General features: G+C 69.2%; 26 protein-coding genes and 1 pseudogene. 19 read left to right on the top strand and 8 right to left on the bottom strand.

All coding sequences use genetic code 11. The annotated features are described in order from the left end of the window. Positions 1-6 precede the first annotated feature (6 nt). The 11 genes from IG75_RS0110780 to IG75_RS0110730 all read left to right on the top strand — a co-directional run bounded on the left by IG75_RS0110780 (position 7) and on the right by IG75_RS0110730 (position 11,351). Complete coding sequence (locus tag IG75_RS0110780) at positions 7-2,133, top strand: branched-chain amino acid ABC transporter permease (protein WP_030521071.1); 2,127 nt, start codon at positions 7-9, stop codon at positions 2,131-2,133. Beyond that, positions 2,111-2,824, top strand: a complete 714-nt coding sequence (locus IG75_RS0110775) for an ABC transporter ATP-binding protein (protein WP_030521070.1) — start codon at positions 2,111-2,113, stop codon at positions 2,822-2,824. Before IG75_RS0110780 ends, IG75_RS0110775 begins: the two co-directional genes overlap by 23 nt. Beyond that, complete coding sequence (locus IG75_RS0110770; protein WP_030521069.1) at positions 2,821-3,528, top strand: ABC transporter ATP-binding protein; 708 nt, start codon at positions 2,821-2,823, stop codon at positions 3,526-3,528. Before IG75_RS0110775 ends, IG75_RS0110770 begins: the two co-directional genes overlap by 4 nt. Further along, positions 3,525-3,902 (top strand): hypothetical protein, encoded by a 378-nt coding sequence (locus IG75_RS0110765; protein WP_030521068.1) that lies wholly within the window; start codon positions 3,525-3,527, stop codon positions 3,900-3,902. The genes IG75_RS0110770 and IG75_RS0110765 overlap by 4 nt, the downstream gene beginning before the upstream one ends. A 418-nt stretch (positions 3,903-4,320) precedes the next feature. Then, the gene (locus tag IG75_RS0110760) at positions 4,321-5,487 is read left to right on the top strand and encodes an acyl-CoA dehydrogenase family protein (RefSeq protein ID WP_030521067.1); all 1,167 of its coding nucleotides are present in this window, start codon (positions 4,321-4,323) and stop codon (positions 5,485-5,487) included. Continuing rightward, complete coding sequence (locus IG75_RS0110755) at positions 5,487-6,254, top strand: SDR family NAD(P)-dependent oxidoreductase (RefSeq protein WP_030521066.1); 768 nt, start codon at positions 5,487-5,489, stop codon at positions 6,252-6,254. Before IG75_RS0110760 ends, IG75_RS0110755 begins: the two co-directional genes overlap by 1 nt. Further along, positions 6,254-7,477: a CaiB/BaiF CoA transferase family protein gene (locus IG75_RS0110750; protein ID WP_030521065.1), complete on the top strand. Its 1,224-nt coding sequence runs from the start codon at positions 6,254-6,256 to the stop codon at positions 7,475-7,477. Before IG75_RS0110755 ends, IG75_RS0110750 begins: the two co-directional genes overlap by 1 nt. Beyond that, a complete protein-coding gene (locus IG75_RS0110745) occupies positions 7,477-8,307 on the top strand; it encodes an enoyl-CoA hydratase/isomerase family protein (RefSeq protein WP_036513292.1) in 831 nt (276 codons plus the stop codon). The genes IG75_RS0110750 and IG75_RS0110745 overlap by 1 nt, the downstream gene beginning before the upstream one ends. Then, the gene (locus tag IG75_RS0110740; protein WP_030521063.1) at positions 8,308-9,471 is read left to right on the top strand and encodes a thiolase family protein; all 1,164 of its coding nucleotides are present in this window, start codon (positions 8,308-8,310) and stop codon (positions 9,469-9,471) included. It begins immediately after the preceding gene. 7 nt (positions 9,472-9,478) lie between these two features. After that, positions 9,479-10,627, top strand: a complete 1,149-nt coding sequence (locus IG75_RS0110735) for an acyl-CoA dehydrogenase family protein (RefSeq protein ID WP_030521062.1) — start codon at positions 9,479-9,481, stop codon at positions 10,625-10,627. A gap of 184 nt (positions 10,628-10,811) precedes the next feature. Beyond that, a complete protein-coding gene (locus tag IG75_RS0110730; protein ID WP_156058816.1) occupies positions 10,812-11,351 on the top strand; it encodes a hypothetical protein in 540 nt (179 codons plus the stop codon). 23 nt (positions 11,352-11,374) lie between these two features. Here IG75_RS0110730 and IG75_RS0110725 read toward each other — a convergent pair whose 3' ends face one another. The 4 genes from IG75_RS0110725 to IG75_RS0110710 form a co-directional block, all read right to left on the bottom strand. Continuing rightward, on the bottom strand, positions 11,375-12,235 hold the full coding sequence (locus tag IG75_RS0110725) for a TIGR03619 family F420-dependent LLM class oxidoreductase (RefSeq protein ID WP_063834132.1): 861 nt from the start codon (positions 12,233-12,235) through the stop codon (positions 11,375-11,377). 278 nt (positions 12,236-12,513) lie between these two features. Further along, complete coding sequence (locus tag IG75_RS0110720) at positions 12,514-12,891, bottom strand: VOC family protein (RefSeq protein ID WP_030521059.1); 378 nt, start codon at positions 12,889-12,891, stop codon at positions 12,514-12,516. 405 nt (positions 12,892-13,296) lie between these two features. Next, positions 13,297-14,100 (bottom strand): SDR family oxidoreductase, encoded by an 804-nt coding sequence (locus IG75_RS0110715; RefSeq protein ID WP_030521058.1) that lies wholly within the window; start codon positions 14,098-14,100, stop codon positions 13,297-13,299. Continuing rightward, a complete protein-coding gene (locus IG75_RS0110710; RefSeq protein WP_030521057.1) occupies positions 14,097-14,756 on the bottom strand; it encodes a hypothetical protein in 660 nt (219 codons plus the stop codon). Before IG75_RS0110710 ends, IG75_RS0110715 begins: the two co-directional genes overlap by 4 nt. A gap of 110 nt (positions 14,757-14,866) precedes the next feature. On the opposite strand from IG75_RS0110710, the gene IG75_RS0110705 reads away from it, so the two are divergent. Both IG75_RS0110705 and IG75_RS0110700 read left to right on the top strand, forming a co-directional pair. After that, entirely contained in the window at positions 14,867-15,538 is a 672-nt protein-coding gene (locus IG75_RS0110705; RefSeq protein WP_030521056.1) for a TetR/AcrR family transcriptional regulator, read from the top strand. 281 nt (positions 15,539-15,819) lie between these two features. Continuing rightward, positions 15,820-16,440 (top strand): cytochrome P450 family protein, encoded by a 621-nt coding sequence (locus IG75_RS0110700; protein WP_081876820.1) that lies wholly within the window; start codon positions 15,820-15,822, stop codon positions 16,438-16,440. A gap of 68 nt (positions 16,441-16,508) precedes the next feature. Here the strand turns inward: IG75_RS0110700 and IG75_RS0110695 are convergent, their stop codons facing one another. Further along, a complete protein-coding gene (locus IG75_RS0110695) occupies positions 16,509-16,937 on the bottom strand; it encodes a hypothetical protein (protein ID WP_030521054.1) in 429 nt (142 codons plus the stop codon). A gap of 158 nt (positions 16,938-17,095) precedes the next feature. Here IG75_RS0110695 and IG75_RS0110690 point away from each other — a divergent pair, with 158 nt between their 5' ends. The 3 genes from IG75_RS0110690 (at position 17,096) to IG75_RS0110680 (ending at position 19,443) form a co-directional block, all read left to right on the top strand. Then, positions 17,096-17,755 (top strand): DUF998 domain-containing protein, encoded by a 660-nt coding sequence (locus IG75_RS0110690; protein WP_030521053.1) that lies wholly within the window; start codon positions 17,096-17,098, stop codon positions 17,753-17,755. Between the two features lie 63 nt (positions 17,756-17,818). Beyond that, a complete protein-coding gene (locus IG75_RS0110685; RefSeq protein WP_030521052.1) occupies positions 17,819-18,190 on the top strand; it encodes a YciI family protein in 372 nt (123 codons plus the stop codon). Then, complete coding sequence (locus IG75_RS0110680) at positions 18,187-19,443, top strand: RNA polymerase sigma factor (RefSeq protein ID WP_030521051.1); 1,257 nt, start codon at positions 18,187-18,189, stop codon at positions 19,441-19,443. The genes IG75_RS0110685 and IG75_RS0110680 overlap by 4 nt, the downstream gene beginning before the upstream one ends. A 92-nt stretch (positions 19,444-19,535) precedes the next feature. On the opposite strand, the gene IG75_RS0110675 is transcribed toward IG75_RS0110680, so the two are convergent. After that, complete coding sequence (locus tag IG75_RS0110675) at positions 19,536-20,246, bottom strand: TetR/AcrR family transcriptional regulator (RefSeq protein ID WP_036513486.1); 711 nt, start codon at positions 20,244-20,246, stop codon at positions 19,536-19,538. Positions 20,247-20,367: 121 nt separating this feature from the next. Here IG75_RS0110675 and IG75_RS36220 point away from each other — a divergent pair, with 121 nt between their 5' ends. The 3 genes and pseudogenes from IG75_RS36220 to IG75_RS36215 all read left to right on the top strand — a co-directional run. Continuing rightward, positions 20,368-21,060 (top strand): O-methyltransferase, encoded by a 693-nt coding sequence (locus tag IG75_RS36220; protein WP_036513287.1) that lies wholly within the window; start codon positions 20,368-20,370, stop codon positions 21,058-21,060. A 191-nt stretch (positions 21,061-21,251) separates the two neighbouring features. Continuing rightward, the gene (locus tag IG75_RS0110665) at positions 21,252-21,545 is read left to right on the top strand and encodes an ArsR/SmtB family transcription factor (RefSeq protein ID WP_051714473.1); all 294 of its coding nucleotides are present in this window, start codon (positions 21,252-21,254) and stop codon (positions 21,543-21,545) included. Further along, positions 21,545-21,944: pseudogene (locus tag IG75_RS36215) on the top strand (hypothetical protein); the annotation flags it as partial. The gene IG75_RS0110665 and the pseudogene IG75_RS36215, both read left to right, overlap by 1 nt. Before the next feature lie 330 nt (positions 21,945-22,274). On the opposite strand, the gene IG75_RS0110655 reads toward IG75_RS36215, so the two are convergent. Both IG75_RS0110655 and IG75_RS0110650 read right to left on the bottom strand, forming a co-directional pair. Next, complete coding sequence (locus IG75_RS0110655; protein WP_030521046.1) at positions 22,275-23,243, bottom strand: NADPH:quinone oxidoreductase family protein; 969 nt, start codon at positions 23,241-23,243, stop codon at positions 22,275-22,277. Between the two features lie 5 nt (positions 23,244-23,248). Continuing rightward, positions 23,249-24,004 carry an enoyl-CoA hydratase-related protein gene (locus tag IG75_RS0110650; protein ID WP_030521045.1) on the bottom strand — a complete coding sequence of 252 codons (756 nt, stop codon included), beginning with the start codon at positions 24,002-24,004 and terminating at the stop codon, positions 23,249-23,251. Positions 24,005-24,048 lie beyond the last annotated feature (44 nt).

The raw sequence follows: 24,048 nt of genomic DNA, 5'->3' as shown, positions 1-24,048 counted from the left end.
TCGATCATGGATCAATTCCTCGCCTTCGGGATCGTCGGGCTGAGCACCGCCGCCGTCTATGCCGTCATCGGCAGCGGTCTGGTGCTCACCCATACGACCACCGGCATCTTCAACTTCGCGCACGGCGCCGCCGGCATGATGGCGGCGTTCTCGTACTGGCAGCTCACCGCCGGGTGGGATGTCCCGGTCCCGGTCGCCCTGGCGATCGTGCTGCTGGTGCTGGCGCCGCTGTCCGGCCTGCTCGTGGAGCGGGCGCTGCGGGCGGTCCAGGGTCTCGGTGACGCGGAGAAACTGGTGATGACGGTCGCGCTGCTGAGCGGGCTCATCGCCACCGCGCGCTGGATCTGGGATCCGATGCGGGCCCGCACCCTGCCCACCTTCTTCGCCGAGACCGAACCCCTCCGGATCGGCTCGGCCACCGTCACCTGGCATCAGGTGCTGACCATGCTGGTGGCGGTCGCCGTCGCGGTGGGTCTGCGGGTGCTGCTGTTCAACACCCGGACCGGGGCGGAGATGCGGGCCACCGTCGACGATCGCGCGCTCGCCGGTCTCACCGGCGCGGATCCCCTCCGCGCCAACCGGGTCGCCTGGATACTCGGTATCGAATTGGCCGCCGTGGGCGGCATTCTCATCGCTCCGACGGTCTCGCTGGACGCCGCCACGCTGTCGCTGCTCATCGTCAGCGCCTACACCGCGGCCATCTTCGGCCGTCTGCGCAGTCTGCCGATGACCTTCGTCGGCGCGATCGTGGTCGGGCTGATGGAGAGCTACCTGACCGGATACCTGCCGCAGAACGAATACCTGCCCGGGCTGCGACTGGCCGCGCCGGCGCTGTTGCTGCTGATCGCGCTGCTGCTCTTCCCGCACGGTCGGTTGCGCGGCCGCGACCGCAAACTCAGCCCGGTGCCCACCCCGTCGCGCGGTGGGGCGCTGTTCTTCGCCGGCGTGATCGCGCTGCTCGGCCTGATGGTCGCCACCACCCTCGGCGAAAGCGATCTGATCGCCTACGGTCCGATGTTCGCCTTCGGCGTCATCGCGCTGTCGTTCGTCCCGCTGTCCGGTTACGCGGGACAGATCTCGCTGGCACAGCTCAGCATGGCGGGTATCGGCGCCGTCGCCTACGCCCATCTGGCCCCGGACGGTCAGTGGTGGGGGTTGCTCGGGGCGGTACTGATCGCGGCCGTCGCGGGGGCGCTGGTCGCGATCCCGGCGCTGCGCTTGTCCGGGGTGTACCTGGCCCTGGGCACCGCGGCCTTCGCGGTGATCCTGGACCGGTGGATCTTCACCCTGCCCGCGTTCGAGATCGGCAGCGTGCGGATCGCGTTCTTCGACCAGGGCTCGGTGGAAGTGGCCGGAGTGAATCTCTTCGGGCTGAAACTGGACGAGACCGCGCAGATCACCGTCTTCGCGGCGGTCTGCCTGGCACTGGCCACCCTCGGCGTTGCGGTGCTGCGCCGCGGGCGTTTCGGCCGCCGGCTCATCGCCCTGCGCGACAGCGAGGCCGCCTACGCGACCCTCGGCGGCAACCTGCTGCTCGCCAAGGTCGCGGTCTTCGCGCTCAGTGCGGGCCTGGCCGGGTTGGGCGGCGCGCTCTACGGTATGCAGATCGGGTCGGTGACACCGGAACAGTTCAATTTCGTGGCCGGGATGCCGATCTTCCTGGTCGCCGTGTTCGCCGGACTCGGTGCCCTGGGCAACGGGCTGTTCGTCGGTGTCGCGCTCTACGGGCCGCTGCTGGCGGTCCCGGTGCTCTTCCCGTCCACCGAGAACCTGATCCATGTGATCCCGGCCCTGGCCGGTATCGCCTTCGGCGGCGGGGTGGTGAGCCACGGTGCCGTGGCGCGGATGCGGGAGGGTTTCGAGGCGGCCATCCGCAACCGGGCGGCCCTGGCCGCCATGATCGGTATTCCGGTGGTGCTGTGGCTGCTGCGGCTGGCCGGCGCCGTCGACGGCTGGATCCTGTTCTGGGGCTCGGTGCTCGGTGTCTTCGCGGTCCGGATCTGGGCCGACAACCGGGAACAACGGACCGCCGCGAGCGAACCGGACGTACCGGTCGAATGGTGGGGTGTGAAACGCCCGTGGCGTGCCGCGGACAAGGAGGTGCTCGACCATGCCGTCACTGCTGCACGTTAGCGATGTCACCGTCACCTTCGGCGGCCGGCGGGCCCTCGACGGTGCCGGGTTGCGTGCCGAGGCCGGGCAGGTCACCGGCCTGATCGGCCCCAACGGAGCGGGGAAGAGCACCCTGTTCGATGTGATCTGCGGATTGCGGCGTCCCGCGGCGGGCCGGGTCCGGCTGGGCGAGCAGGACATCACCCGGCTGGCTCCGGCGCGCCGGGCCCGGCACGGGATGGCACGCACGTTCCAGCGGCTCGAACTGTTCGGCCGGCTCTCGGTCCGCGACAACTTGCTCGTGGCCGCCGAACTCGGCCCGCACCGGCGGCGCGCCGCGCAGCTCACCGACGAGATCATCGACCGCCTCGAACTGGGAGCCCGCGCCGGTGATCTCGCCGACGCCCTGCCGACCGGGCTGGCGCGGCTCGTCGAGGTGGGCCGGGCGCTGGCCGTGCGGCCCACGCTGCTGCTGCTCGACGAACCCGCTGCCGGGCAGGACAGTACGGAAACGGACCGGTTCGCCGGGCTGCTGCGTTCGGTCGCCGCCGACGGCACCGCGGTGGTGCTGGTCGAACACGATATGGGCCTGGTGATGAACGTCTGCGACCACGTGTACGTCCTGGACCTCGGCACGGTGATCGCCGACGGGATCCCGGAGCAGATCCGCGCCGACGAACAGGTCCTCGCCGCATACCTGGGGGCCGCATGACCACCCTGTTGGAACTACGCGATATCCGCGCCGCCTACGGGGCGATCACCGTGCTGCACGGTGTCGATCTGAGTGTGCGCGCGGGCGAGGTGGTCGCACTGCTCGGCCCCAACGGCGCCGGTAAGACCACCACGCTCTCGGTCGCGGCCGGGGTGCATCCGGTCGCGGACGGGGAACTCCGCCTCGGCGGACGCGTGGTGAACGGCGTCGATCCCCGGGACCTGGCACGCGCCGGGGTCTGCCTGATCCCCGAGGGCCGGGGCATCTTCCCGAATCTCACCGTGCGCGACAACCTGCTCATGATGACCTTCACCGGCCGGCCCCGCGCGCAGATCGAGGAGATCGCCTTCGCCCGCTTCCCGATCCTGGCCCAGCGGGCAGAGCAGACCGCGGGCACCCTCTCCGGCGGCGAGCAGCAGATGCTGGCGCTGGCGCGCGGCCTGGCCACCGATCCGGCCGTACTGATGCTGGACGAATTGTCCATGGGGCTCGCGCCGCTGGTGGTGGGCCGTCTCTACGAACAGGTCGCCGAGATCGCCCGGCAGGGCGTCGCGGTGCTCGTCGTCGAACAGTTCGCCGCCGCCGTCCTGGATATCGCCGACTCCGCCGCCGTCCTGGTGCGCGGCCGCGTCGAATATCAGGGCCCGCCCGACCAAGGGCTCCGCAACGAATTGGCCACTCTCTACCTAGGAAGTTCCGCATGACCGAATCGACCCGGGCCGACCGTTTCGTCGCCGAGCTCGCCGAACTGAAGATCCCCGACCCCGCCGCCGGCCGCGGCGCGCTGTGGTTGCGCGTGGGCGTGGCACTACTGATCCTCGGACCGGTGGTGACGGTGCCGGCATACCTGATGTCGCACAACACCTCCGACGCGCTGGTCCAGCGTGACGCGCTCGTCATCGCTCTGGCCGGAGTCGCGTTGAGCATCGTGGGGGCGGCGCTGTTCCTGCGCTACTCCTTGACCGGGATCCTGCGGTATTGGATGGCCCGGCAGTCCTACGATCTGGCCCTGCTGGCCGAGCGGTTGCCCGGGCCCACAGAGCAGGAATCCGGTGCGGTCACGGTGCCGCAGCGGTGAGAGTTTGCGGCCTACCGCGCTGTATCGCCATAGGGCCGATATCGGACCGACGCGGTGTCGCGCGTGGCGGCGGGGCAGGTGATATCTGACGTGAATCCGCCGGTCTCGCAGCGGCGAACCGTTCCGGGACCGAGTGGTGGACCGCTCCGGAGGAACCGCTCCGGGCGCGGCGGTGAATCGCCCGGGCAGCGCCGGCGGACCGATCCGGAGCCGCGGCGGCGAACCGGTCGGGACAAACAGTGGAACATTCCGCCTCATCGGTGACCCGATCCGGGTGCGGGGACCCGCCGCCCGCGACGGCGGTGCAGGTGTACACCGCGGTCGGCCGCGCCGGGCCACCGCGGCGGGGCCGGGTTCGCGGCGGCGGTGCGCGGCCGCGGTCCGGCGACGACGAGAGGGAGTTGATGTGTCCGACGGTATGAGTTTCGAGCTGAGCGAGGATCAGCGGCTGATCCGCGACTCCGTGGCCGAACTGGCCCGGAAATTCGACGATCAGTACTGGATGGAGAAGGACCGGGAACACGAATTCCCCACCGAGTTCTATCGCGCCATCGCCGACGGCGGCTGGCTGGGCCTGTGCATTCCCGAGGAGTATGGCGGGCACGGTCTCGGAATCACCGAGGCCTCGATCCTGGCCGAACAGGTGTCGCGGTCCGGCGGCGGAATGAACGCCGCCACCTCGATCCATATGTCGATCTTCGGTATGCAACCGGTGATCGTGCACGGTTCCGAAGAACTGAAGCAGCGCACGCTGCCCCGGGTCGCACGCGGCGACCTGCACGTCTGCTTCGGGGTCACGGAACCGGGCGCGGGCCTGGACACCAGCCGTATCACCACCTTCGCCCGCCGCGACGGGGACCGCTATGTGGTCAACGGCCGCAAGGTCTGGATCTCCAAGGCACTGGAGTCGGAGAAGATCCTGCTGCTGACCCGCACGCAGAAGTACGAGGACGTCGAGAAGAAGACCAGCGGAATGACGCTGTTCCTCACCGATATCGACCGCGACCACATCGATATCCGGCCCATCCCGAAGATGGGCCGCAATGCGGTGTCCTCCAACGAGTTGTTCATCGACGATCTGCGGATACCGGTCGAGGACCGGGTGGGGGAGGAGGGCCGCGGGTTCGAATATCTGCTCGACGGCCTGAACCCCGAGCGGATGCTCATCGCGGCCGAAGCGCTCGGGCTGGGCCGGGTCGCGCTGGATCGGGCTGTCCGGTACGCGAACGAGCGTGAGGTCTTCGGGCGGCCGATCGGCAAGAACCAGGGGATCCAGTTCCCGCTGGCCGATTCGCTGGCCCGGCTGGACGCGGCCGAACTCGTACTGCGCAAGGCGACCTGGTTGTACGACCAGGGCAAAGCGTGTGGCCGAGAGGCCAATACCGCGAAATACCTCTGCGCGGAGGCAGGCTTCGAGGCCGCCGACCGGGCAATGCAGACACACGGTGGAATGGGCTATTCGGAGGAGTACCACATCTCCCGGTATTTCCGGGAGTCGCGGGTTATGCGGATCGCACCGATCAGTCAGGAAATGATCCTCAACTATCTGGGGTCGCACGTATTGGGAATGCCGAGGAGTTACTGATGGCAGCGAACAACGGTTTGTTCGATCTGACCGGCCGCACGGCCCTGGTCACCGGGGCGGCGGGCGGTATCGGTTCGGCCGTGGCCCGCGCACTGGCCGCCCAGGGGGCCGCGGTACTGGTCACCGACCTCGACGGCGGCGCCGCGGGTGCGGTCGCCGAGAAGATCACCGCCGACGGCGGCACGGCGCGGGCGTGCGCCCTGAACGTGGCCGATCCCGATTCCGCGGCGGCCGCCGCCCGGCAGGCCGCCGAATTGGGCGGCGGGACGGTCAATATCGTGGTGAACAATGCCGGGATCACTGCTCCGGCCATGTTCTCGAAGACCACGCCGGACTCCATGCGCAAGATTTTCGATGTGCACGTGCTCGGCACGTTCAACTGCAGTCAGGCCGTCCTGCCCTATCTACCGTCCGACGGCACCGGCCGCATCATCAACGTGACCTCTTCCGCGGGCCTCACCGGAACCCTCGGTCAGGTCAACTATTCCGCCGCCAAGGCCGGGATCATCGGCATCACCAAATCGCTGGCCCGGGAACTGGCCCGGAAGAACATCCTGGTGAACGCGCTCGCGCCGCTGGCCGCGACCCCCATGACCGAAACCATCCGCACCGACGAGAAATTCGCGGAGCAGATGCTCAACCGGATCCCGCTGCGCCGCTGGGCCGAACCCGACGAGGTCGCGGGCGCGTTCGTCTTCCTGGCCTCCGATGCCGCGTCGTTCGTGACCGGCCAGGTGCTGCCGGTCGACGGCGGCATGGTGATGTGATGGCCACCGCCGGACCGCTGGCCGGAGTGCTGGTGGTGGCGTTGGAACAGGCGGTATCGGCGCCCATGTGCACCCGCACCCTCGCCGATTTCGGTGCCCGGGTGATCAAGGTGGAGAACCCGGCCGGCGGTGATTTCGCCCGGCACTACGACGATGTGGTGGCGGGCCAGGCGGCCCATTTCGTCTGGGTCAACCGGGGCAAGGAGTCGGTCACCCTCGACCTGAAATCCGGCCGGGGTCTGGCGGTGCTGCACGAACTGCTGACCCGCGCGGATGTGCTGGTGTCGAATCTGGCGCCGGGCGCCACCGCACGGCTCGGCCTTGCCCCGGCCGATCTGGCCGACCGCCATCCACATCTGATCGCGCTGGAGATAGATGGTTTCGGGGCGGGCGGCCCGCTCTCGCACAAACGCGCCTACGATCTGCTCGTCCAGGCGGAATCCGGGGTGTGCTCGGTGACCGGGCACCCGGGCGAACCGGCCAAACCCGGACCGGCGGTGGCGGATGTGACCACGGGACTGTATGCGGCACTGTCGATCGTGACCCAGCTGTGCGGACGATATCGGGAGACCGGTACCACCGGTGGCTCGATCAGTATCAGCCTCTTCGACACCATGGCCGAGATGATGGGCTACCACCTGAACTACACCCGGCACTCCGGGGTGGAGCAGCAGCCGCTCGGTATGAGCTCGCCCGCGGTGGCGCCGTACGGCGCCTACCCCACCGGGGACGGACAGACCGTGGTGCTCGGCACCACCAACGACCGGGAGTGGCAGCGGCTGGCCCGGGAGATCCTCGGCCGCCCGGATCTCGCCGGGGACGACCGTTTCCGGACCAATTCCGACCGCGTACGCAACCGTGCGCCGCTGGACGGGGCCATCGGCGGCTGGTGTGCCCGGCACACCCTGGCCGAGGTGCAGAAGGCCGCCGACGAGGCCGGTATCGGCAACTCGCGGTACAACACCGCCGCCGAGATGATCGACCATCCGCAGCTGACGGCCCGCGATCGCTGGCGCGCGGTGGACAGTCCCGGCGGTCCGGTGCCCGCCCTGCTGCCGCCGGCCGTGATCCGCGGTTTCGATCCGCCCATGGGCGCGGTTCCGGGACTGGGCGAGCACACCGACGCCGTGCTGCGGGAACTGGGCCGGTCGGCGGCGGAGATCGACGCGCTGCGCGCCGGCTCGGTGATCGGACCCGCGTACCGGGCCGCGGGGGAGCGATAGTGACCAACAGTGCGCCGCCCACCGGCGAACCCGAGCTGCTGGTGGCCGACCGGGCCGGAGTACGGACGGTGACCCTGAACCGGCCGCACCGCAAGAACGCCATGACCTGGGCGATGTGGCGGGAACTGGCGGATGTCCTGCGCGATACCGGCAGCGATCGGTCCGTGCGTGCGCTGGTTCTCACCGGGGCCGGGGGCGCATTCTGTTCGGGAGCCGATATCTCGGTGCCCGATGCCCGGCACCCGATGGACAAACTGCGGATCTTCACCGATCTCGCCCTGCAACTGCACGAACTGCCGATTCCCACCGTCGCGAAGGTGACCGGAGTGGCGGTCGGCGCCGGGTGGAATCTCGCCCTGGGCTGCGATCTGGTGGTCGCCACCCCGGGGGCGACATTCGCGCAGATCTTCGCGCGGCGCGGGCTGTCGGTGGATCTCGGTGGTTCCTGGTTGCTGCCGAAGCTGGTCGGCCTGCAACAGGCCAAACGCCTGGCTCTGCTGGCCGAGACCGTCGACGCCGCCCGCGCCGAAGCGCTGGGACTGGTCACCTGGGTGATCGCGGACGCCGAGATAGACGCGTTCACCGCGGATCTCGCGGACCGGCTGGCGGCCGGGCCGCCGGTCGCGCTGGCGCAGACCAAGGCATTGCTGAACGAGGGTGCAGACTCGACATTACGAGAGGCTCTGGCCGGCGAGGCCCGGGCCCAGGGAGTCAATTTCGCTACCGCCGACGCGCCGGAGGCGTACGCGGCCTTCGCCGGGAAACGCGCCCCGCGTTTCACCGGCGCCTGGTCGCTGCCCCCGGCCGGCGGCGAGAAAGAGAGCGGGTAGATGCGGGAAGCAGTGATCGCCGGCGCGGTGCGCACACCGGTCGGTAAACGGAAGGGCGGCCTGTCGAGCGTGCACGCCGCCGACCTGTCCGCGGTGGTGTTGCGGGCCCTCGCCGAACGCACCGGCGTCGACCCGGCGCTGATCGACGATGTGGTGTGGGGCTGTGTGTCCCAGGTCGGTGATCAGTCGAGCAATATCGGCCGCTACGCGGTACTGGCCGCCGGCTGGCCCGAATCCATCCCCGGTACCACGGTGAACCGGGCCTGCGGATCGAGTCAGCAGGCCCTGGATTTCGCGGCGCAGGCGGTGCTGTCGGGTCAGCAGGATCTGGTGGTGGCCGGCGGGGTCGAGGTGATGAGCCGGGTGCCGCTGGGGGCGGCCCGCGCGACCGGGCAGCCGTACGGCCCGGCGGTGCTGGCGCGTTACGAGGATTTCTCCTTCAACCAGGGGATCTCGGCCGAACTCATCGCCCGGAAATGGGGTTTCACCCGAACGGCGCTCGACGAGTACTCCGCGCGCTCGCACGAACTGGCGGCCGCCGCCCAGGACCGGGGCGCGTTCGACGCGCAGATCGTGGCGGTCGACGCGCCCGCCGGGGAGACGACCGAGGGCGGCGAGGTCACCGCCGACGAGGGGATCCGCCGCGGTACCACCGCCGCGAAGCTGGCGAATCTGAAACCGGCGTTCCAGGACGACGGCGTGATCCACGCGGGTAACTCCTCCCAGATCTCCGACGGCGCCGCGGCCCTGCTGGTCACCACTCCCGAGAAGGCCGCCGAACTCGGCCTGACCCCGCTCGTGCGCTACCGCGCGGGCGCGGTGGCGGGCGCCGACCCGGTGCTCATGCTCACCGGTCCCATCCCGGCGACCGAGAAAGTACTGCGCAGAACCGGGCTCACGGTGGCCGATATCGGAGTCTTCGAGGTGAACGAGGCATTCGCGCCGGTCCCGCTGGCCTGGCAGGCCGAAACCGGGGCCGACCCGGAGCGGCTCAACCCGCTGGGTGGCGCCATCGCAGTCGGGCATCCACTCGGTGGTTCGGGCGCGGTGCTCATGACCAGGATGATCCATCACATGCGGGATCACGGGATCCGCTTCGGCCTGCAAACCATGTGCGAGGGCGGCGGCACCGCCAATGCCACCGTCGTCGAACTCGTCTCCTAGGAAGAATATGCGTCGCGATCTGTTCACCGCCGACCACGAAGCGTTCCGGGATCTGGCGCGCGAGTTCATCGAGAAGGAGGTCGTGCCCCGATACCCGGATTGGGAGAAGCAGGGGCAGATGCCGCGCGAGGTGTTCCGGCGGCTCGGCGAACTCGGCCTGCTCGGTACCGCGATCCCGGCGGAGTACGGCGGGATGGGGGACCGGGACTACCGGTACAACGTGGTGTTGCAGGAGGAGGCCCAGCGGGCGCTGGTGACCCTCAGTACCGTGCGGACCCAGCTCGACGTCATCCTGCCGTATTTCCTCGAGTACGCCGACGCGGCGCAGCGGCAGCGGTGGTTCCCCGGACTCGCCGAGGGGAGCCTGCTCACCGCGATCGCCATGACCGAGCCGGGCACCGGTTCCGATCTCGCCGGTATCCGTACCACCGCGGTCCGCGACGGCGACGACTACGTGCTCAACGGGGCGAAAACCTTCATCACCGGCGGGCTGCTCGCCGATCTGGTGATCGTGGTGGCCCGCACCGCGACCGATCCGGACAACCGGCGGGCGGGCCTGACCCTGCTGGTGGTGGAGGACGGGATGCCCGGTTTCGAGCGGGGCCGGGTCCTGGACAAGATGGGATGCAAGGTGCAGGACACGGTGGAGCTGTCGTTCACCGATGTCCGGGTACCGGTGGTCAACAGGCTGGGGGAGGAGGGTGCCGCCTTCGGCTATCTCGGCCACAATCTGCCCCAGGAGCGGATGACGGTGGCGGTGGGGTCGGTGGCGCAGGCGCGGGCGGCGCTGCACGCCACCATCGATTACGTCAAGGAGCGCAAGGCATTCGGGACGCCGGTGGCGTCGTTCCAGAACACGAAATTCGAACTCGCCGCGATCTCCGCCGAGATCGAGGCCGGGCAGACCCTGGTGGATCGCGCGGTGCGGGATCTGGTGGACGGGCAGCTCTCCGGTGCGGACGCCGCCCGGGTGAAACTGTTCGCCACCGAGACCCAGGCCCGGGTCGTCGACCGGTGCCTGCAGTTGTTCGGTGGTTACGGCTACATGATGGAGTATCCGATCGCCCGGCTCTACACCGATGCCCGGGTCGCGCGGATCTACGCCGGGACCAGCGAGGTCATGAAAGTTATCATTGCCAAAGACCTTGGTCTGTGATGTATAGCACACCTGATAATTCGATGAGACGTGCATCACATATCGCCGTTCGACCCTACTGTTTCAGCAGTTGGTTTATCGAACGGAGTACCCGGTGATCGGTTCACGGGATGAAGACAGTGCGGCTGATTGCCCTCCGGACACCGAAACCATGGTCGGTCCCGGGCTACGTCCGGTCGACTTCATGCGTGCGCACGCCCGCCGTCACCCGCTGCGCCACCGGCTGGCAATCGTCGCGCCGAACACCGTGGACGCGGTGCGGTACGCGGGCGGGTTCATCTTCGACCGCATGATGGGCGGCTGGGAGGTGGTCGCCGTGCTCACCGAACACGACGATGTGCGCCCGCTCGAGATCCTCGGCGCGACCGTCCTGGACCTCACCACCGCCATGGCCTCGCCCGTGCACGGCACCTGGCCGGAGAGTGTGCTGCTGGCGCCGGACGTCTTCGTTTCGAACGAATGGGTCCGCAAAGGCGCCATCGACTGCCTGGACAAGGGGCTGGCCGAACTCGCGGTCTGGGGCGACGAGCTGCCCGCCGAACTCGCGTGCCGGGTCCTGTCCGCCCATCATCCCCTCAGCTCGGCCGCCCGGGCATTCAAACGATGCGCCCTCGGGGCAGCCGGGGTGCCGGAACAGGCCCGCGAGGATATCGAGGTCTTCCACAGCGGTGAGGTCCTACTGGCCGATCTCCGTGGCCGCCAGGCCCTGGTCCGCGCGGTCTGAACCGCGCGGACCAGGTCGAACGGTCAGGAACCCTCGGCGAGGAAGCGTTCGGCGAATTCGGAGAGTTCGTCCTGCTGTTCGGCCGGATCGGTGGCCGTAGCGCTCACGACCACCCGGGTCACTCCCTGCGCCGTGAAGGCGGCCAATCGCTCGTCGGTCATATCCAGTCCGCTCCACCGCGTGTACTCGAGCGCACCGGGATCGCGTCCCGTCTCCGCCGCGGTCGCCCGGGCCAGTTCCCACTGCGCCGCGCGCTCGTCCGGGAGCAGCGCCCCACCCGCGAAATACCCGTCGCCACGCAGCCCGGCCCGGCGTGCGGCGGCCGCGCTGGAACCACCGATGTGCACGGGCAAGGTGCGGGCCTCGTACGGCTTGGGGAACTGGACCAGGTTCTCGAAGTCGAAGAATTCGCCGTGATAACTCACCCCCTCCTCGTCACCGGACCACAGCAACCGCAGCACATCGATCGCCTCGTCGGCCCGTCGCCCGCGCGTGCGGAAATCGACGCCGGCCGCGGCCGCCTCGGCCGGCAGTGTGCCCAGCCCGACGGACAGCAGCCGCATCCGCCCCTTCGACAGCACATCGATCGTCGCCAGCTGCTTGGCCAGCACGACCGGATGCCGATAGGGCAGCAGTAGAACCCCGGTGCCGAGCAGCAGCCGGTCGGTGACCGCGGCGACGAAAGCGAGAGTGTCCAGCGGGTCTGTGAAGGGCAGGGCGGGTGGTACCTCGAAATTGTGCAGTGTCGCCCCGGGATACAGGACCAGGTGTTCGGGCAGGTACAGCCCTTCGAATCCACAGGCCTCGGCATGCCGTGCGTAGGCGGCGAGGCGATCCGGATCCGCACCGAAATGGGCGGTGCTGTAGCTGACTGCGTACTTCATCATGTTCCTTCCGATGCCCGTGCCGGTGGCCGGCCGGCCACGGGATTCCCGCGCCGTCTTGTCGCCGTGGGCCTCAGCGGATGAACCTGACGGACCGCCGCGAAAATTCCTGCCCGGCACGCACTCAGGGCAGACGCCCGCGGTTCCCGGGCCGGGAAGGCCCCGCGTTCTGCGCCCGAGGCCGGCGCCGGGGAGTCCGTCGAGTGCTGCGCCCCGGGATTCCCGCTGTGGACTCCGGCGCCGCCACGGTAGGGCGCTGATTCGAGAACCGCTCGAGGCTACTCCGGGTGCCGGCATACGGCTTCGACGTTGTTGCCGTCGGGGTCTCGCACGAACGCGCCGTAGTACGCGGGGTGGTACTCCGGCCAGAGCCGCGGCCGGTGCAGGACTTCCGCGCCGGTGTCCACAGCTGCGTGGAAGAACGCGCGCACCGCCGCTCGGCTCGGTGCGGTGAAAGCGATATGCGTTTCACGGAACCCGGCTCCGGGAGGCAGCGGTCCCAACCAGAAATCGGGCCCGGGCGAGTTCGTACTCCCGTAGCCGATGACTTCGCCGAAGTCGATCATCCGGGTCCCTCCCAAGGAGGCGAGTACCCGATCGTAGAAGGCGGCCGCGGCCGCGACATCGGCACATTGAACCGCGAGATGATCGAGCATGCCAGAACCTCCACCGTAGAAAAGCGTTGCGGGCGTTCGCGATTCGCCCTGTTCGGCAGGGGGGTCGATCGGCGAACCTCACGTGGTGGCGGGTTCGGTCCGCCGCCGGTTCCCGGCCGAACTCTCCGTGTCCACATCGGCCTCGTCGTGATGTTCTCGACCGTAACGGCGGATAGGCCAGATGCTGTCCGCAATTCGGTGTGGCGTACGGGCTCGCTACGCCACCCATGCTCGGTCGGTGCGGGCGGTACTCGTGGCGCGATCGGCGGAACGGGAGCCGAGACGGTTCGCCTGCGGATTTTGCGATGCCCATGGTCCGAGAAGCCTTCCGACGATCCGGTCCTGCCCGAACGGGACCTCGTGCCGGCGGGCAGTCCGTGGGGTCGCCGGCTGCCGGGGGCACCGTCACCGGATGCGATCCAGGTAGTCCTTTCGCTGTGCTGGGTCGTATCCGCCGTACTCGGTGCCGCCTACGAAGCGTTTGAGCCACCACAGGACCGGGGTGGGCGTCAGTTCTTCGATCAGGCCCATCGGTGCGAGCCAGCGGGGCACGGTCACCTCGCCGCGGCCGTGGCGGGTGCTGTCGGCGATAGCGGTGGCGACCTGCTGCGGTGCGAGTGTGGGCTGTAGTCGTAACCGCACGCCGGAGGTGAGGTCGGTGTGGGTGGCGGCGGGCAGCACCGTGGTGACGGTGACGCCCGAGCCCGCGAGTTCGGCCCGCAGTGCGCGAGAGAAGGCCACGACCCCGAACTTGGACGCGCAGTAGGTCGCGATCCCGGGCGTGGTGATCTTGCCCGCCATGGACGCGACATTGACAATGTGCCCGCGCCGCCGCAGCCGCATCCCGGGCAGCACCAAGTGCACGCCGGTGAGCACGGCGCCGAGGTTCACGGCGAGTTCACGCTGCATCGCGGCCAGGTCCTGGTCGGCGAAACCGCCCATGAACTGGACGCCCGCATTGTTGACCAGCATGTCGATCGGGCCGTCTTCTTCCGCGGCGGCCAGGAAAGTGCGGAAGCTGTTCTCGTCGGTGACATCGAGAACATGGGCGGTGGCACCGATCTCGGCGGCGGTCTGTTCGGCGGCCGGTAGATCGCGATCGCCGATCCACACCCGGGCACCGCGGGCGATCAGTTCCGCGGCGGTGGCCCGTCCGATCCCGCGCGCCCCGCCGGTGATGCAGACCCGGGCGCCGCGCACCTCCATCACAGCGGGCTGCCGATCGGCTCGCGCAGCGCGAAGTAGGCGATGAGCCTGATCGCGCCGTTGTTCATCCGTAGCAGTGCCCGGCCGAGGTAGACGCCGGGGATCACCTCGACGATCTCGTCGCGGGTCCGCGCGATGGGGAAGGTCCGGATGCCGGGATTGCGGTATTCGGGTACCGCGTAGTCCAAGGCGCGCACGGTCTTGTCCGGTTCGATCCAGCTCGGGGCGAGGGCGTGCGCGAAGTCGAAACCCTCCATCTCGGCGCCGACGCGGCGCAGCCCGCGGTAGCCGGCGGTGATGACCGGCATCACGAAACGGGCGATCGGTGAAAGCCGGTTCCAGCCGACCCCGCCGGCGGCATCGAAGGTTTTGCCCCGCCAGGTCGGGTCGATACGCATCAGCGGATTCGCGAGCCGCGCTTCGGGGATTCCGAAGAGTTTCCCGACGATCAGGCCCTCCATTTTCCCGTCCGGTCCTTCGGGTGCGCTCCCCGCGGCGAACACCTCCGCGAGTCCGGCGTGATCCTCCCGCGCACCGAGACCCGCGAGGTAATCCCACGCCTGCGCGCGAGCCGAAACCGGATGTGCCGTCACCCTGTCCCGCAGCTCTTCGCACATCGCGCGCGGCGCCGACGTTCGTTGTTCCCACTGTGCCGTCATCACTCTCTCCAATCTGGTACGTTTCCGTACCAGTTGATTTGGTACGGAACTGTGCCAGATCAATGGACGGTGTGTCAACGGCCCGGCAGCGGAAATGGGAGGATGACGGCGTGTCGACCGCCGAACGGAAGTACGCAGGAGATTCCGCAGCCACGCGGACGCTGCGCCGGCGCGGCGCCCTGATCGACGTCGCACTCACCGAGATGGCCGAGAACCGTTGGCGCACGGCGACGGTGGAGGCGCTCTGCCGGTCGGCCAAACTCAACAAGCGCTACTTCTACGAAAGCTTCGACGGTCTCGACGCCCTGGCCGACGCGGTCATCGAATCGATCGCCGCCGAGGTGGCCGAAGCGGCCGTGGGTGGTTACGTCCCGCTGCTCGACCGGCCGGTGCGGGAACAAGCCCGCGGCGCGATCGCCGCCGTCGTCGATATCCTCGGTGACGACCCGCGCAAAGCGCTCGTCCTCCTCGGCGGTGTCCCTACCACCCCGGTGGCGCACGACAAACGCACCGCCGTCATCGCGGGGCTCACCGCCGCATTGATCGCGCACGCCCGCACCACCCACGACCTGTCACTCGAACAGGACTCCCTGGCCTCCACCGCCCCCGCCTTCGTCATCGGCGGCACTGCCCAAACGATCCTGTCCTGGGCCGGTGGGGATTTATCGGTCACCCGCGACCGCCTGGTCGAGGACATCACCGCGCTGTGGATGATCCTGGAGCGCGACGCCACCGGGCTGGCCCGCTCACGGCTCTCCGGTTCCACCGGCGCCCCGGCGTGACGCGGTATCCACCGACGGGTTTTCCGGACGGGCGGCTGCGGCGGGCCTGGGGCGGTCAGTGCGGGCAGAAGGAAGTGCTGGAGGAGCCGGGTTTCGGTATCGGGGTCGGTCGGCCACATCAGCATCGACAGCACGGATCGGATGAGCCAGGTCGCGGCGAGGGGGTTGTCGTGGCCGGTGCCGGTGAGGTCGGCGGCGATGCGGATGAGCGCGGGGGATTCGGCGAAGGTCGCGACCGAGCGGGGTCCGTGCCGCGGGCCGCGTGGTCGAGCGTGGACCTCATGGACGAACTCGGTGACCCCTATCCGTTCTACGACCGGCTACGCCGCGAGTCGCCGGTGCACCGGGTCGGTGGATCGCGGTTCCATCTGGTGTCGAGCTGGGACCTGGTGGCAGAGGCGGCGGCCCGGCCGGCCGATTTCTCGTCGAATCTGACGGCGACGATGATGGTTCATCCCGATGGGGCCGTCACCGAGATCGAACTGGCAGCCCTGGGCGACGCCGGCCACGTGCTGGCCACCGGTGACGATCCGCTGCACCGGTCACAACGCGCAATGGTGCTGCCGGCGCTGACCGCTGCCTGGCTGCTGGCCACCCGGCCCGAGCTCGCCGCGATGTTGCGCACCGAGCCGGACCTGATCCCGGTCTTCGTCGAGGAGGTCCTGCGGCTGGAGTCCCCGTTCCGGGGGCACTACCGGCATGTGGTGGCCGACACCACTCTCGCCTTCGGCCGCGGGATCCACTTCTGCGTCGGTGCGGCGCTGGCCCGTATGGAAGCCCGCGCGGCGATCGGCATGCTGTTGCGCCGGACGCGCGATTTCCGCGCCGTCGCCCCCGCGCCGAGCTGGGCGCCGAGCCATCTGGTGCGCCGCCTTTCCCGCCTCGATCTCACTCTGGCCTGACCGGCGCCCGAAAGCGCGCCCCGCGCCGCCCGGCCCGGGTCTGGGCCGGGCGGCGTGGGGCCGCCGGGTCAGATGCGGGTCATGGTCGAGGTGTATCCACCGCCGCCCGGGTAGACCCATGCACCGGTGACAGTGGTGCCGTGGGCGTCGAAGGTGCCCTCGTAGTAGGCGGGACTGCCCTTCGCGCCGGCCCAGATGGTGAGTGTGTCGCCGATCAATTCGTAGACGTAGTCGAAGGTGTTGCCGACCGAGTCGTAGTACCGCGATGCCACATCGGGGCCGGTGGGTTCGCCGAACGGGCGCAGGTTGCCGATCACCTCCATACCGGTGACAGGTTCGCCGTGCTGGGTCAGGTCGATGTGCTGGAGCAGGAAGAACCGGCCGGGCATCCATTCGTAGCGCACAGTTCCCTCCGCGCCGCCGCTGACCTTCCAGGTTCCGGCCAGGCGGTCCAGGGCCCGCAGTTCGGGGGTGGGCTGCTGCTGGGTGTCGATCATGTTCGTCCTCCTGTGTGGGTTGGTCGCTGCTACCTCGGAGCGGTTCCGCCGGCTTCGACGCTCAGGGGGTGTGATGCGAGTCACTGCCCCGGGGTGTCGAGATCCGACCGGTGGCTCCGAGGTAGCAGCGACCAACCCATCACCGAGGAAGGAACCCGATGACTCTCGCGTCCCACGCCCCGACAGCCAACACCTCCGAACACGCACCTGCTCCGGCAACCGGGTATCTACTGCTCGCAGGTGCCGCTGCCGGTCCGGCGTTCTTCGCTTCGGCCATCACGCAGATGCTCACCCGTGCGGGTTTCGACATCACCCGGCACCCGATCAGCCAGCTCGCCACCGGAGATCTCGGCTGGATCCAGATCATCACGTTCATCGCGGCCGGGATGGGTGCGTTGACCCTGGCCGCCGGCCTCTGGCGCACTCTCACGGAAGGACTCGGGCGGCGGGCGCTACCGATCCTGGTGGGAGTTTTCGGCATCGGACTCATCGCTGCCGGGATGTTCACCATGGATCCGGAGAACGGATTCCCGGCCGGCACACCGGATGGGCCGGTCGCGCAGATGTCCTGGCACAGCATCGCGCATTCGGCCGCCGCCGCAGTGGCGTTCACCGCGCTCGCGCTCGCGGCTCTGGTACTGAGCGTACGGTGCGCGCGCCGCCGGATGGTGCTGCCCGCCGTGGCGAGCGCCGCTGCCGGACTCGTTCTGCTGGTGCCGATATCGCCCGGCTATATGAGCATCCAGATCGCGATCAACGGTCTGATCGCCTTCACCTGGACCACCGTGCTGGCGCTGTCCCAGCGCCGCGCCGCCTGAGCGGGCCATGGCTCTGCCCCCGGCTACCGTGATGACAACCCGACCGCTTCGGAAGGACGGACCGTGAAATACCTGCTGCTCGGTTACACCCCGGCCACCGCGTGGGACGCCGCGACCGCCGACACTCCCTCGGCGGAGGCACTGGCGGCGTTCGCCACCTACCGGCAACTGGAACAGGAACTGATCGCCGCCGGTGAACTGGTCACCAGCGAGGGCCTGGGCCACCCGGCCGTCAGCACCACCGTCCGCAAAACCGCGGACGGTGTGGTGGCCACCGACGGCCCGTTCGCCGAACTCAAGGAGGTCCTGGCCAGCTTCGCCGTGATCGATGTCGCCGGCCACGAACGAGCCGTGGAGATCACCGCCCGCATTGTCGAAGCACTCGGCGAGCCGATCGAAATCCGCCCGGTCATGGGCGAAGACTTCACCACATGACCCCCGCGATCGAGGGCCTGCTGCGCGCCGAAGCGCCGCAGGTACTCGGTGCGCTGGTCCGCCGATTCGGACGATTCGATATCGCCGAGGACGCTGTGCAGGAAGCGTTGCTGATCGCCGCGCGCGCGTGGCCGCTCGACGGTGTCCCGGACCGTCCGCGGAGCTGGCTCGTTCGAATCGCCTACCGGCGCATGGTCGATCTACTGCGCTCCGACCGGGCTCGCCGCCGCCGTGAACTGGAAGCCGGCACCGCCGAACTGGCCATGGCCGAACCCGCGCGGCGCGCGCAGACCACAGGCCTCGACGACAGCCTCACCTTGCTCCTGCTGTGCTGCCATCCCGCGCTCGGCCACACCTCACAGGTGGCGCTGACCCTCCGCGCGGTCGGCGGCCTGACCACTGCCGAGATCGCGCACGCCTACGGCACGGCCGAGGCCACCATGGGCACGCGGATCAGTCGCGCCAAACAACAGCTCGCCAAGGCCGGCGCCCGCTTCACCCCACCCACCGACAGCGACCGCGACAGCCGGATGACCGCTGTCCTGCGCGTGCTCTACCTCATCTTCAACGAGGGCTACACCGCCACCGCCGGAGCCGATCTCACCCGGGTCGATCTCACCCGAGAGGCCATCCGACTGACCAGAATGCTGCACGCCACCGACCCCGGCGACGCGGAAGTGACCGGCCTGCTCGCACTCATGCTGCTCACCGAATCCCGCCGCGCGGCACGCACCGACGCCGGCGAACTGATACCCCTAGCGGAACAGGACTCCACGCGGTGGGACCGCGAACTGATCGATGAGGGAACCGCACTCATCGATCGGGTCTGGAACCGCGGCCCGGCCGGCCCGTACCAACTCCAGGCCGCCATCGCCGCGGTCCACGCCGCCGCCGAGCCGGGCCGGACCGACTGGCCGCAGATCGCGATGCTCTACCTGTGGCTCGAACGCCTCACTCCCACCCCGCCCGTCCGACTCGCCCGCGTCGTGGCCGTCGCCCACGCCTACGGGGCCGCCCGCGGTCTCGCCCTGCTCGACGACCTCGATCGACACCACCACCTGGACCGTAACCCGCTCACCCGGCAACGCGAACACGCCGTACGCGCGCACCTCCTGCAGCAGACCGGCGACGGCACCACCGCGGCCGAACTCTTCCGCCGCGCCGCCGACCTGACCGGCAATCAAGCCGAACAGCGGTATCTCCGCGACAAAGCCGATCGACTCGATCGGGCTCGGCGTCCACCGGCCGATTGAGCGATCTCGCGCCCGGACGCCACGCCGCAGTGGCCGCGGACGTCGATCATTTCTGCGCGGTGTCCGGGCAGTTCACGCCACCGGCACAGCGGCTATCGCGTTGCCGCGAGCAGTCTTTCCACCGTGTGAACCACCTCGGTCGTCACGCGTTCGAACATGGCGTCGCTGTCGAAACCGGCTTCGGCACCGGCGCGGTGCAGTAGGGGCAGGTCGAGGTCCGGATGGCGGTCGAGCCATGACCGCGGGGCCGGATACTGTTCGGCGACCGGTTCGCCGATATCGGCCCGATAATCGATGAACAGGACGAATCCGTAGATCCGTATCGTCAGATCGCTGTGCACGAAGAGGGCGTCCGGCAGGTCCAGTCCGACTCCGGTGAGGAAGGTCAGGAATTGTTCCGGTGCGGCGAGTCGGCGTTCGGGTACGCGGGCATCGCTGATGCGTTCGTCCAGTGACACCAGTAGCGCTCGGGGATGGCGTCGGGCCAGGGCGCGGTGCAGGTGGCAATACTCGCGCAGGCTCTGCCGCCAGCGGGTGGGGTCGAGGTCCGGGGTCGGCCAGCGGGACAGCCAGAGTTCGACGGCGCGGTCGACGACCTCCTGCCGATCGCGCACATGGCGGTAGAGGGCACGGACGGTGACACCGAGTTCGGCGGCCAGATCGTGCATCGAGACCGCGGCGAAGCCGCGCCGGCCCGCGAGCTCCAGCATCGCCGCGGCGATCGCGTCGGCGGTCAGCGTCACCCGGCCGCCCCGGGTCAGCGGGCTGCGCCGGTGGCGACCGGGGGGAAGCGGTTGGGACACAGCTTCGGACTGTACCGACCCGTCCTTGAAGTTCACGACCCATTGACATCAGTGATGTGGTTTTCCAGACTGGGGTAGCCGCGGCGCACCGCCGGTGGCGTGATCGACGAGAGGCACTGCGATGGAATCCGGCACCCTGCTGAACCCGGAACTCGACCGATTGGTCGCGGAGCTGCAACAGCGCAGCACCGAGCAGATCCCGGCCATCGGAGGCTATTTCGCCGAGCGTGCCGCGCGCGGGGACGCGGCCGATCCGAATGCTCTCGATGCCGACGCCGAAACCTTCCTGGCCGATAAACTCATCGCGCTCGAACACGACAAGGCACTGCTGTGCCACCGGTTGTGCCTGGCCATGCGCGCGCGGCGGGTGGTGGAGGTCGGCACGTCCCATGGTGTGTCGACGCTCTACCTGGCGCAGGCGGTGCGCCTGGTGACCGAAAGCGACGGCGGTGCGGGCACCGTGGTCGGCACCGAGATCGAACCCGCCAAAGCCGCGGTTGCCCGGGAGCATTTCCGCCGTGCCGGCCTGCAGAGCGTGATCGATCTACGCGTGGGGGATATCCGCACGACGCTGGCCGATCTGGAAGCGCCACTCGATCTCGCGCTGATCGATATCTGGCCGGTGCTGGCGCGCCCGGCGCTCGAAATGATCGCCCCGAAGCTGCGGCCCGGCGGCGTTGTGCTGATCGACAACACCGAGGGGCATCGGGAGAACTACCGCGACGCATTCGCCTTCATCGAGGACCCGGCCAATGGCCTGCTCTCCCAAACTCTGCCGTTCACGGCGGGGCTGGAGATGGTGGTCAAACGGTGAGCGCACGCGGGAGCCTGCTCGTTCTCGGGCCGGCTCGGCCTGGCGCCGCCACACTCTACGACCACACCGGACCCGTCGGCACCTACGTGATGACCATGCTGTCCAACGTCCGGTGTCAGATCGACTTCTCGACCGCTCCCTCGGATAGTTCATTGTTTTCTGAATACAGTTTCTCATGTACTGTCTCTCATGTGGAGACCGCTGTACACACCGACGCCCTGGCCCGGTTCGGCCACGCCCTGTCCGACCCGACCCGGACCCGGATCCTGCCGAGCCTGTGCCGGGCGCCCGGATATCCCTCGGAGCTGGCCGAACAGATCGGGGTGACCCGCCAGATCCTGTCCAACCACCTCGCCTGTCTGCGCGGTTGCGGGCTGGTGGTCGCGGCTCCCGAGGGCAGGCGCAGCCGCTACGAACTCGCCGATCGCCGGATCGCCGCGGCGCTGGAGGATCTGCCGATAGTGCCCCACAGCCTCGGCATGTGATGCCACCATCAGCGCATGAACGCCACCTGCGACGCGACCGCACAGCGATTGTCGCCGAACTCGGATTCGATTGTGCCGACGCGCATCCGATCGTGACCCTGCGCAACCCGGCCGGCCTCGCCGGCTGGACCCTGCCGGTACTCGAGCTGCTCATCGTCGCCGGGGCCGTGTTCGCGCTGGCACACGCGATCCGCCGGTTACGGCGTGACGGCGATCCGACCAACCTGGCCCTCTGGATCGCGTCCCTGGTCTACCTGTTCGTCATCGAACCACCGCTGTACTTCCCGGGCTGGTTCGGCCTGGACGAACCGATCGGGCTCATTCTCGCACAATGTGTTCACCGTGCCGTTCATGTTCGACCGGTTACCGCTCTACATCGTCGCGTTCTATCCCGCGATGAGCCAGGCCACCGCACGCGGACAGCGCCCCCGCGGGTGGTCGCCGGCTGGCGCACGGTGCTCGCCGGCGCGCTCGCGCCGCTCGGCATGGTCGTCGGGAACGCGCGCCGAGCGGTCTTCGGAATGAGTGGATCGCGGCCTCGGTCATCAACTGTGCCCGGCCACCGGGCAGATCCCGATCGACCGGCCGGAGGAAGGACCACCGCGTCGGTGGGATGCTCGACCGCACGGCGGTAATCGCGCACAGCCCGGTCGCTGTGGGCACGACACCAGTACCGCGACGCCGGCGACCCGGCGACCTGCGGGCATTCGCCTCGGCGCCGGGGGCCGATCAGGCTGTCATATCGATGACCACCTTGCCGACGGCCCGGCCCGCGGCGACCCGTTCGAATGCCCGGGCGGTATCCGCGAGCGGGAAAGTGGCGCCGATATGCGGTGCGATCCGGCCGTCGGCGAGCAGGCCTGCCAGTTCCCGCTCATTGCGGTCGAACTCGTCCGGGTCGATATCGCGGAACTGGAAGCCGACGATCTGCAATCCCTTGACCAGTACCAGGTTCAATGGGATTCGCGGGACCGTTCCGGAGGCGTAACCGATGGTGACGAAGCGGCCGCCGCGGCCCAGCGCACGCAATGCCGGTTCGGACAGGTCACCGCCGACGGGATCCAGGACTGCCGTGGCGCCCGCGGGGACCGCCGCGCGCAGGGCTGCCCGCACATCGGATTCACGATGGTCGATCAGGTGCTTCGCGCCGTAGGACGCGGCGGCGGAGAGCTTTTCGGGCGAGGACGCGATCGCCGCCACCTCGGCGCCGAGCGCGCCGGCCAGCTGTACCGCCGCCAATCCCACCCCGCCCCCGGCGCCGAGGACGACCACGGTGTCACCCGCGCGCACGCGGGCCACCGACCGCAGGGCGTGGTACGCGGTGCGATGGGCGACGCCGAACGCGGCGGCGGTCCGGTCGTCCACGCCCGGCGGGATCGGCGCCAGATTCGTGGCCGGAGCGACGATTTCCTCGGCGAACGCGCCGTACAGGCCGGTACCGGACACACGGTCCCCGATCGCGAATCCCGAGCAGTTCGGGCCGAGTTCGGTGACCCGGCCCGCGAATTCGCTGCCCGGGACGAAGGGCGGCGGCACGGTGACCTGATATCGCCCGGCGATCAGCAGAACGTCGGGGAAGTTCACCGCGGCCGCGCGCACCTGTACCCGCGCCTGCCCGGGGCCGGGCCGGGGGAGGGGTCGCCGTTCGATCCGCAGTACCTCCGGCGAGCCGTACTCGGGGCAGACCACTGCCCGCACCGTGGTCATCTGCTCTGCCACACCGGGGCGCGCTTCTCCATGAACGCCGTCGCGCCCTCCTTGGCGTCCTCGCTGGCGAAGACCACACCTTGCCAGTGCCGCAGCCGGTGCGCCGCCTTCGCGGGATCGGTGACGGACAGGCGCACCAGTTCCTTGCATGCGGCGACCCCCAGCGGTCCGTTCGCGGCGATCCGATCCGCGAAACCGAGGGCGGCGTCGAGCACGTCGCCGGCCGGGACCACGGCATTGATCAGGCCGATCTCGTAGCCACGTGTGGCGCTGAAGAATTCGCCGGTGAGCGTCAATTGCAGTGCGATTCCGAGCGGAATCCGTTCGGCGATATAGGTGCCCCCGCCACCCGGGAAGAGTCCGCGCTGCACCTCGGGCAGGCCGAATTTCGCGGTGTCGGCGGCGACGATGAGATCACAGCCGAGCAGCAGTTCCAATCCGCCACCGACCGCGGTGCCGTTGGCCGCCCCGACCACGGGAACCGCGACGGCCCCGCGGGTGAGACGCTGGAAGGCCCGGTTCTCCGGGGTATCGCCGAACCCGACGTCCTCACCGTCGGCGAACGCGCGCAGGTCCATCCCCGAGCAGAAAGCGCGATCCCCGGCGGCGGTGAGGACCAGTGCCCGGGTGCCGGGATCCTGTTCGGCCGCCAGCACGGTGGCGCCGATGCCGGCGATCAGGTTGCCGTTGAGCGCGTTGCGTGCCTGCGGGCGGTTCAGGGTGAGTACGGTGACCGGACCGCGGTGCTCCACGAGGAATTCTGCATCGTTCGTGCTGTGTCGATCGGTCCCCGCCG

Origin of the sequence: Nocardia rhamnosiphila NBRC 108938, assembly GCF_000720425.1 — a bacterium.
GTDB lineage: Bacteria > Actinomycetota > Actinomycetes > Mycobacteriales > Mycobacteriaceae > Nocardia > Nocardia rhamnosiphila.
This window is presented reverse-complemented; position numbering and strand designations above follow the sequence as displayed.

Coding starts and splice junctions, on each gene's coding strand:
- IG75_RS0110735 (WP_030521062.1), top strand. CDS start 9,479: ATGCGTCGCGATCTGTTCACCGCCGACCACGAAGCGTTCCGGGATCTG.
- IG75_RS0110750 (WP_030521065.1), top strand. CDS start 6,254: ATGGCCACCGCCGGACCGCTGGCCGGAGTGCTGGTGGTGGCGTTGGAA.
- IG75_RS0110760 (WP_030521067.1), top strand. CDS start 4,321: ATGAGTTTCGAGCTGAGCGAGGATCAGCGGCTGATCCGCGACTCCGTG.
- IG75_RS0110770 (WP_030521069.1), top strand. CDS start 2,821: ATGACCACCCTGTTGGAACTACGCGATATCCGCGCCGCCTACGGGGCG.
- IG75_RS0110780 (WP_030521071.1), top strand. CDS start 7: ATGGATCAATTCCTCGCCTTCGGGATCGTCGGGCTGAGCACCGCCGCC.
- IG75_RS0110775 (WP_030521070.1), top strand. CDS start 2,111: ATGCCGTCACTGCTGCACGTTAGCGATGTCACCGTCACCTTCGGCGGC.
- IG75_RS0110740 (WP_030521063.1), top strand. CDS start 8,308: ATGCGGGAAGCAGTGATCGCCGGCGCGGTGCGCACACCGGTCGGTAAA.
- IG75_RS0110695 (WP_030521054.1), bottom strand. CDS start 16,937: ATGATCGACACCCAGCAGCAGCCCACCCCCGAACTGCGGGCCCTGGAC.
- IG75_RS0110690 (WP_030521053.1), top strand. CDS start 17,096: ATGACTCTCGCGTCCCACGCCCCGACAGCCAACACCTCCGAACACGCA.
- IG75_RS0110720 (WP_030521059.1), bottom strand. CDS start 12,891: ATGCTCGATCATCTCGCGGTTCAATGTGCCGATGTCGCGGCCGCGGCC.
- IG75_RS0110680 (WP_030521051.1), top strand. CDS start 18,187: ATGACCCCCGCGATCGAGGGCCTGCTGCGCGCCGAAGCGCCGCAGGTA.
- IG75_RS0110725 (WP_063834132.1), bottom strand. CDS start 12,235: ATGAAGTACGCAGTCAGCTACAGCACCGCCCATTTCGGTGCGGATCCG.
- IG75_RS0110710 (WP_030521057.1), bottom strand. CDS start 14,756: ATGACGGCACAGTGGGAACAACGAACGTCGGCGCCGCGCGCGATGTGC.
- IG75_RS0110765 (WP_030521068.1), top strand. CDS start 3,525: ATGACCGAATCGACCCGGGCCGACCGTTTCGTCGCCGAGCTCGCCGAA.
- IG75_RS0110700 (WP_081876820.1), top strand. CDS start 15,820: ATGGACGAACTCGGTGACCCCTATCCGTTCTACGACCGGCTACGCCGC.
- IG75_RS36220 (WP_036513287.1), top strand. CDS start 20,368: ATGGAATCCGGCACCCTGCTGAACCCGGAACTCGACCGATTGGTCGCG.
- IG75_RS0110755 (WP_030521066.1), top strand. CDS start 5,487: ATGGCAGCGAACAACGGTTTGTTCGATCTGACCGGCCGCACGGCCCTG.
- IG75_RS0110730 (WP_156058816.1), top strand. CDS start 10,812: ATGCGTGCGCACGCCCGCCGTCACCCGCTGCGCCACCGGCTGGCAATC.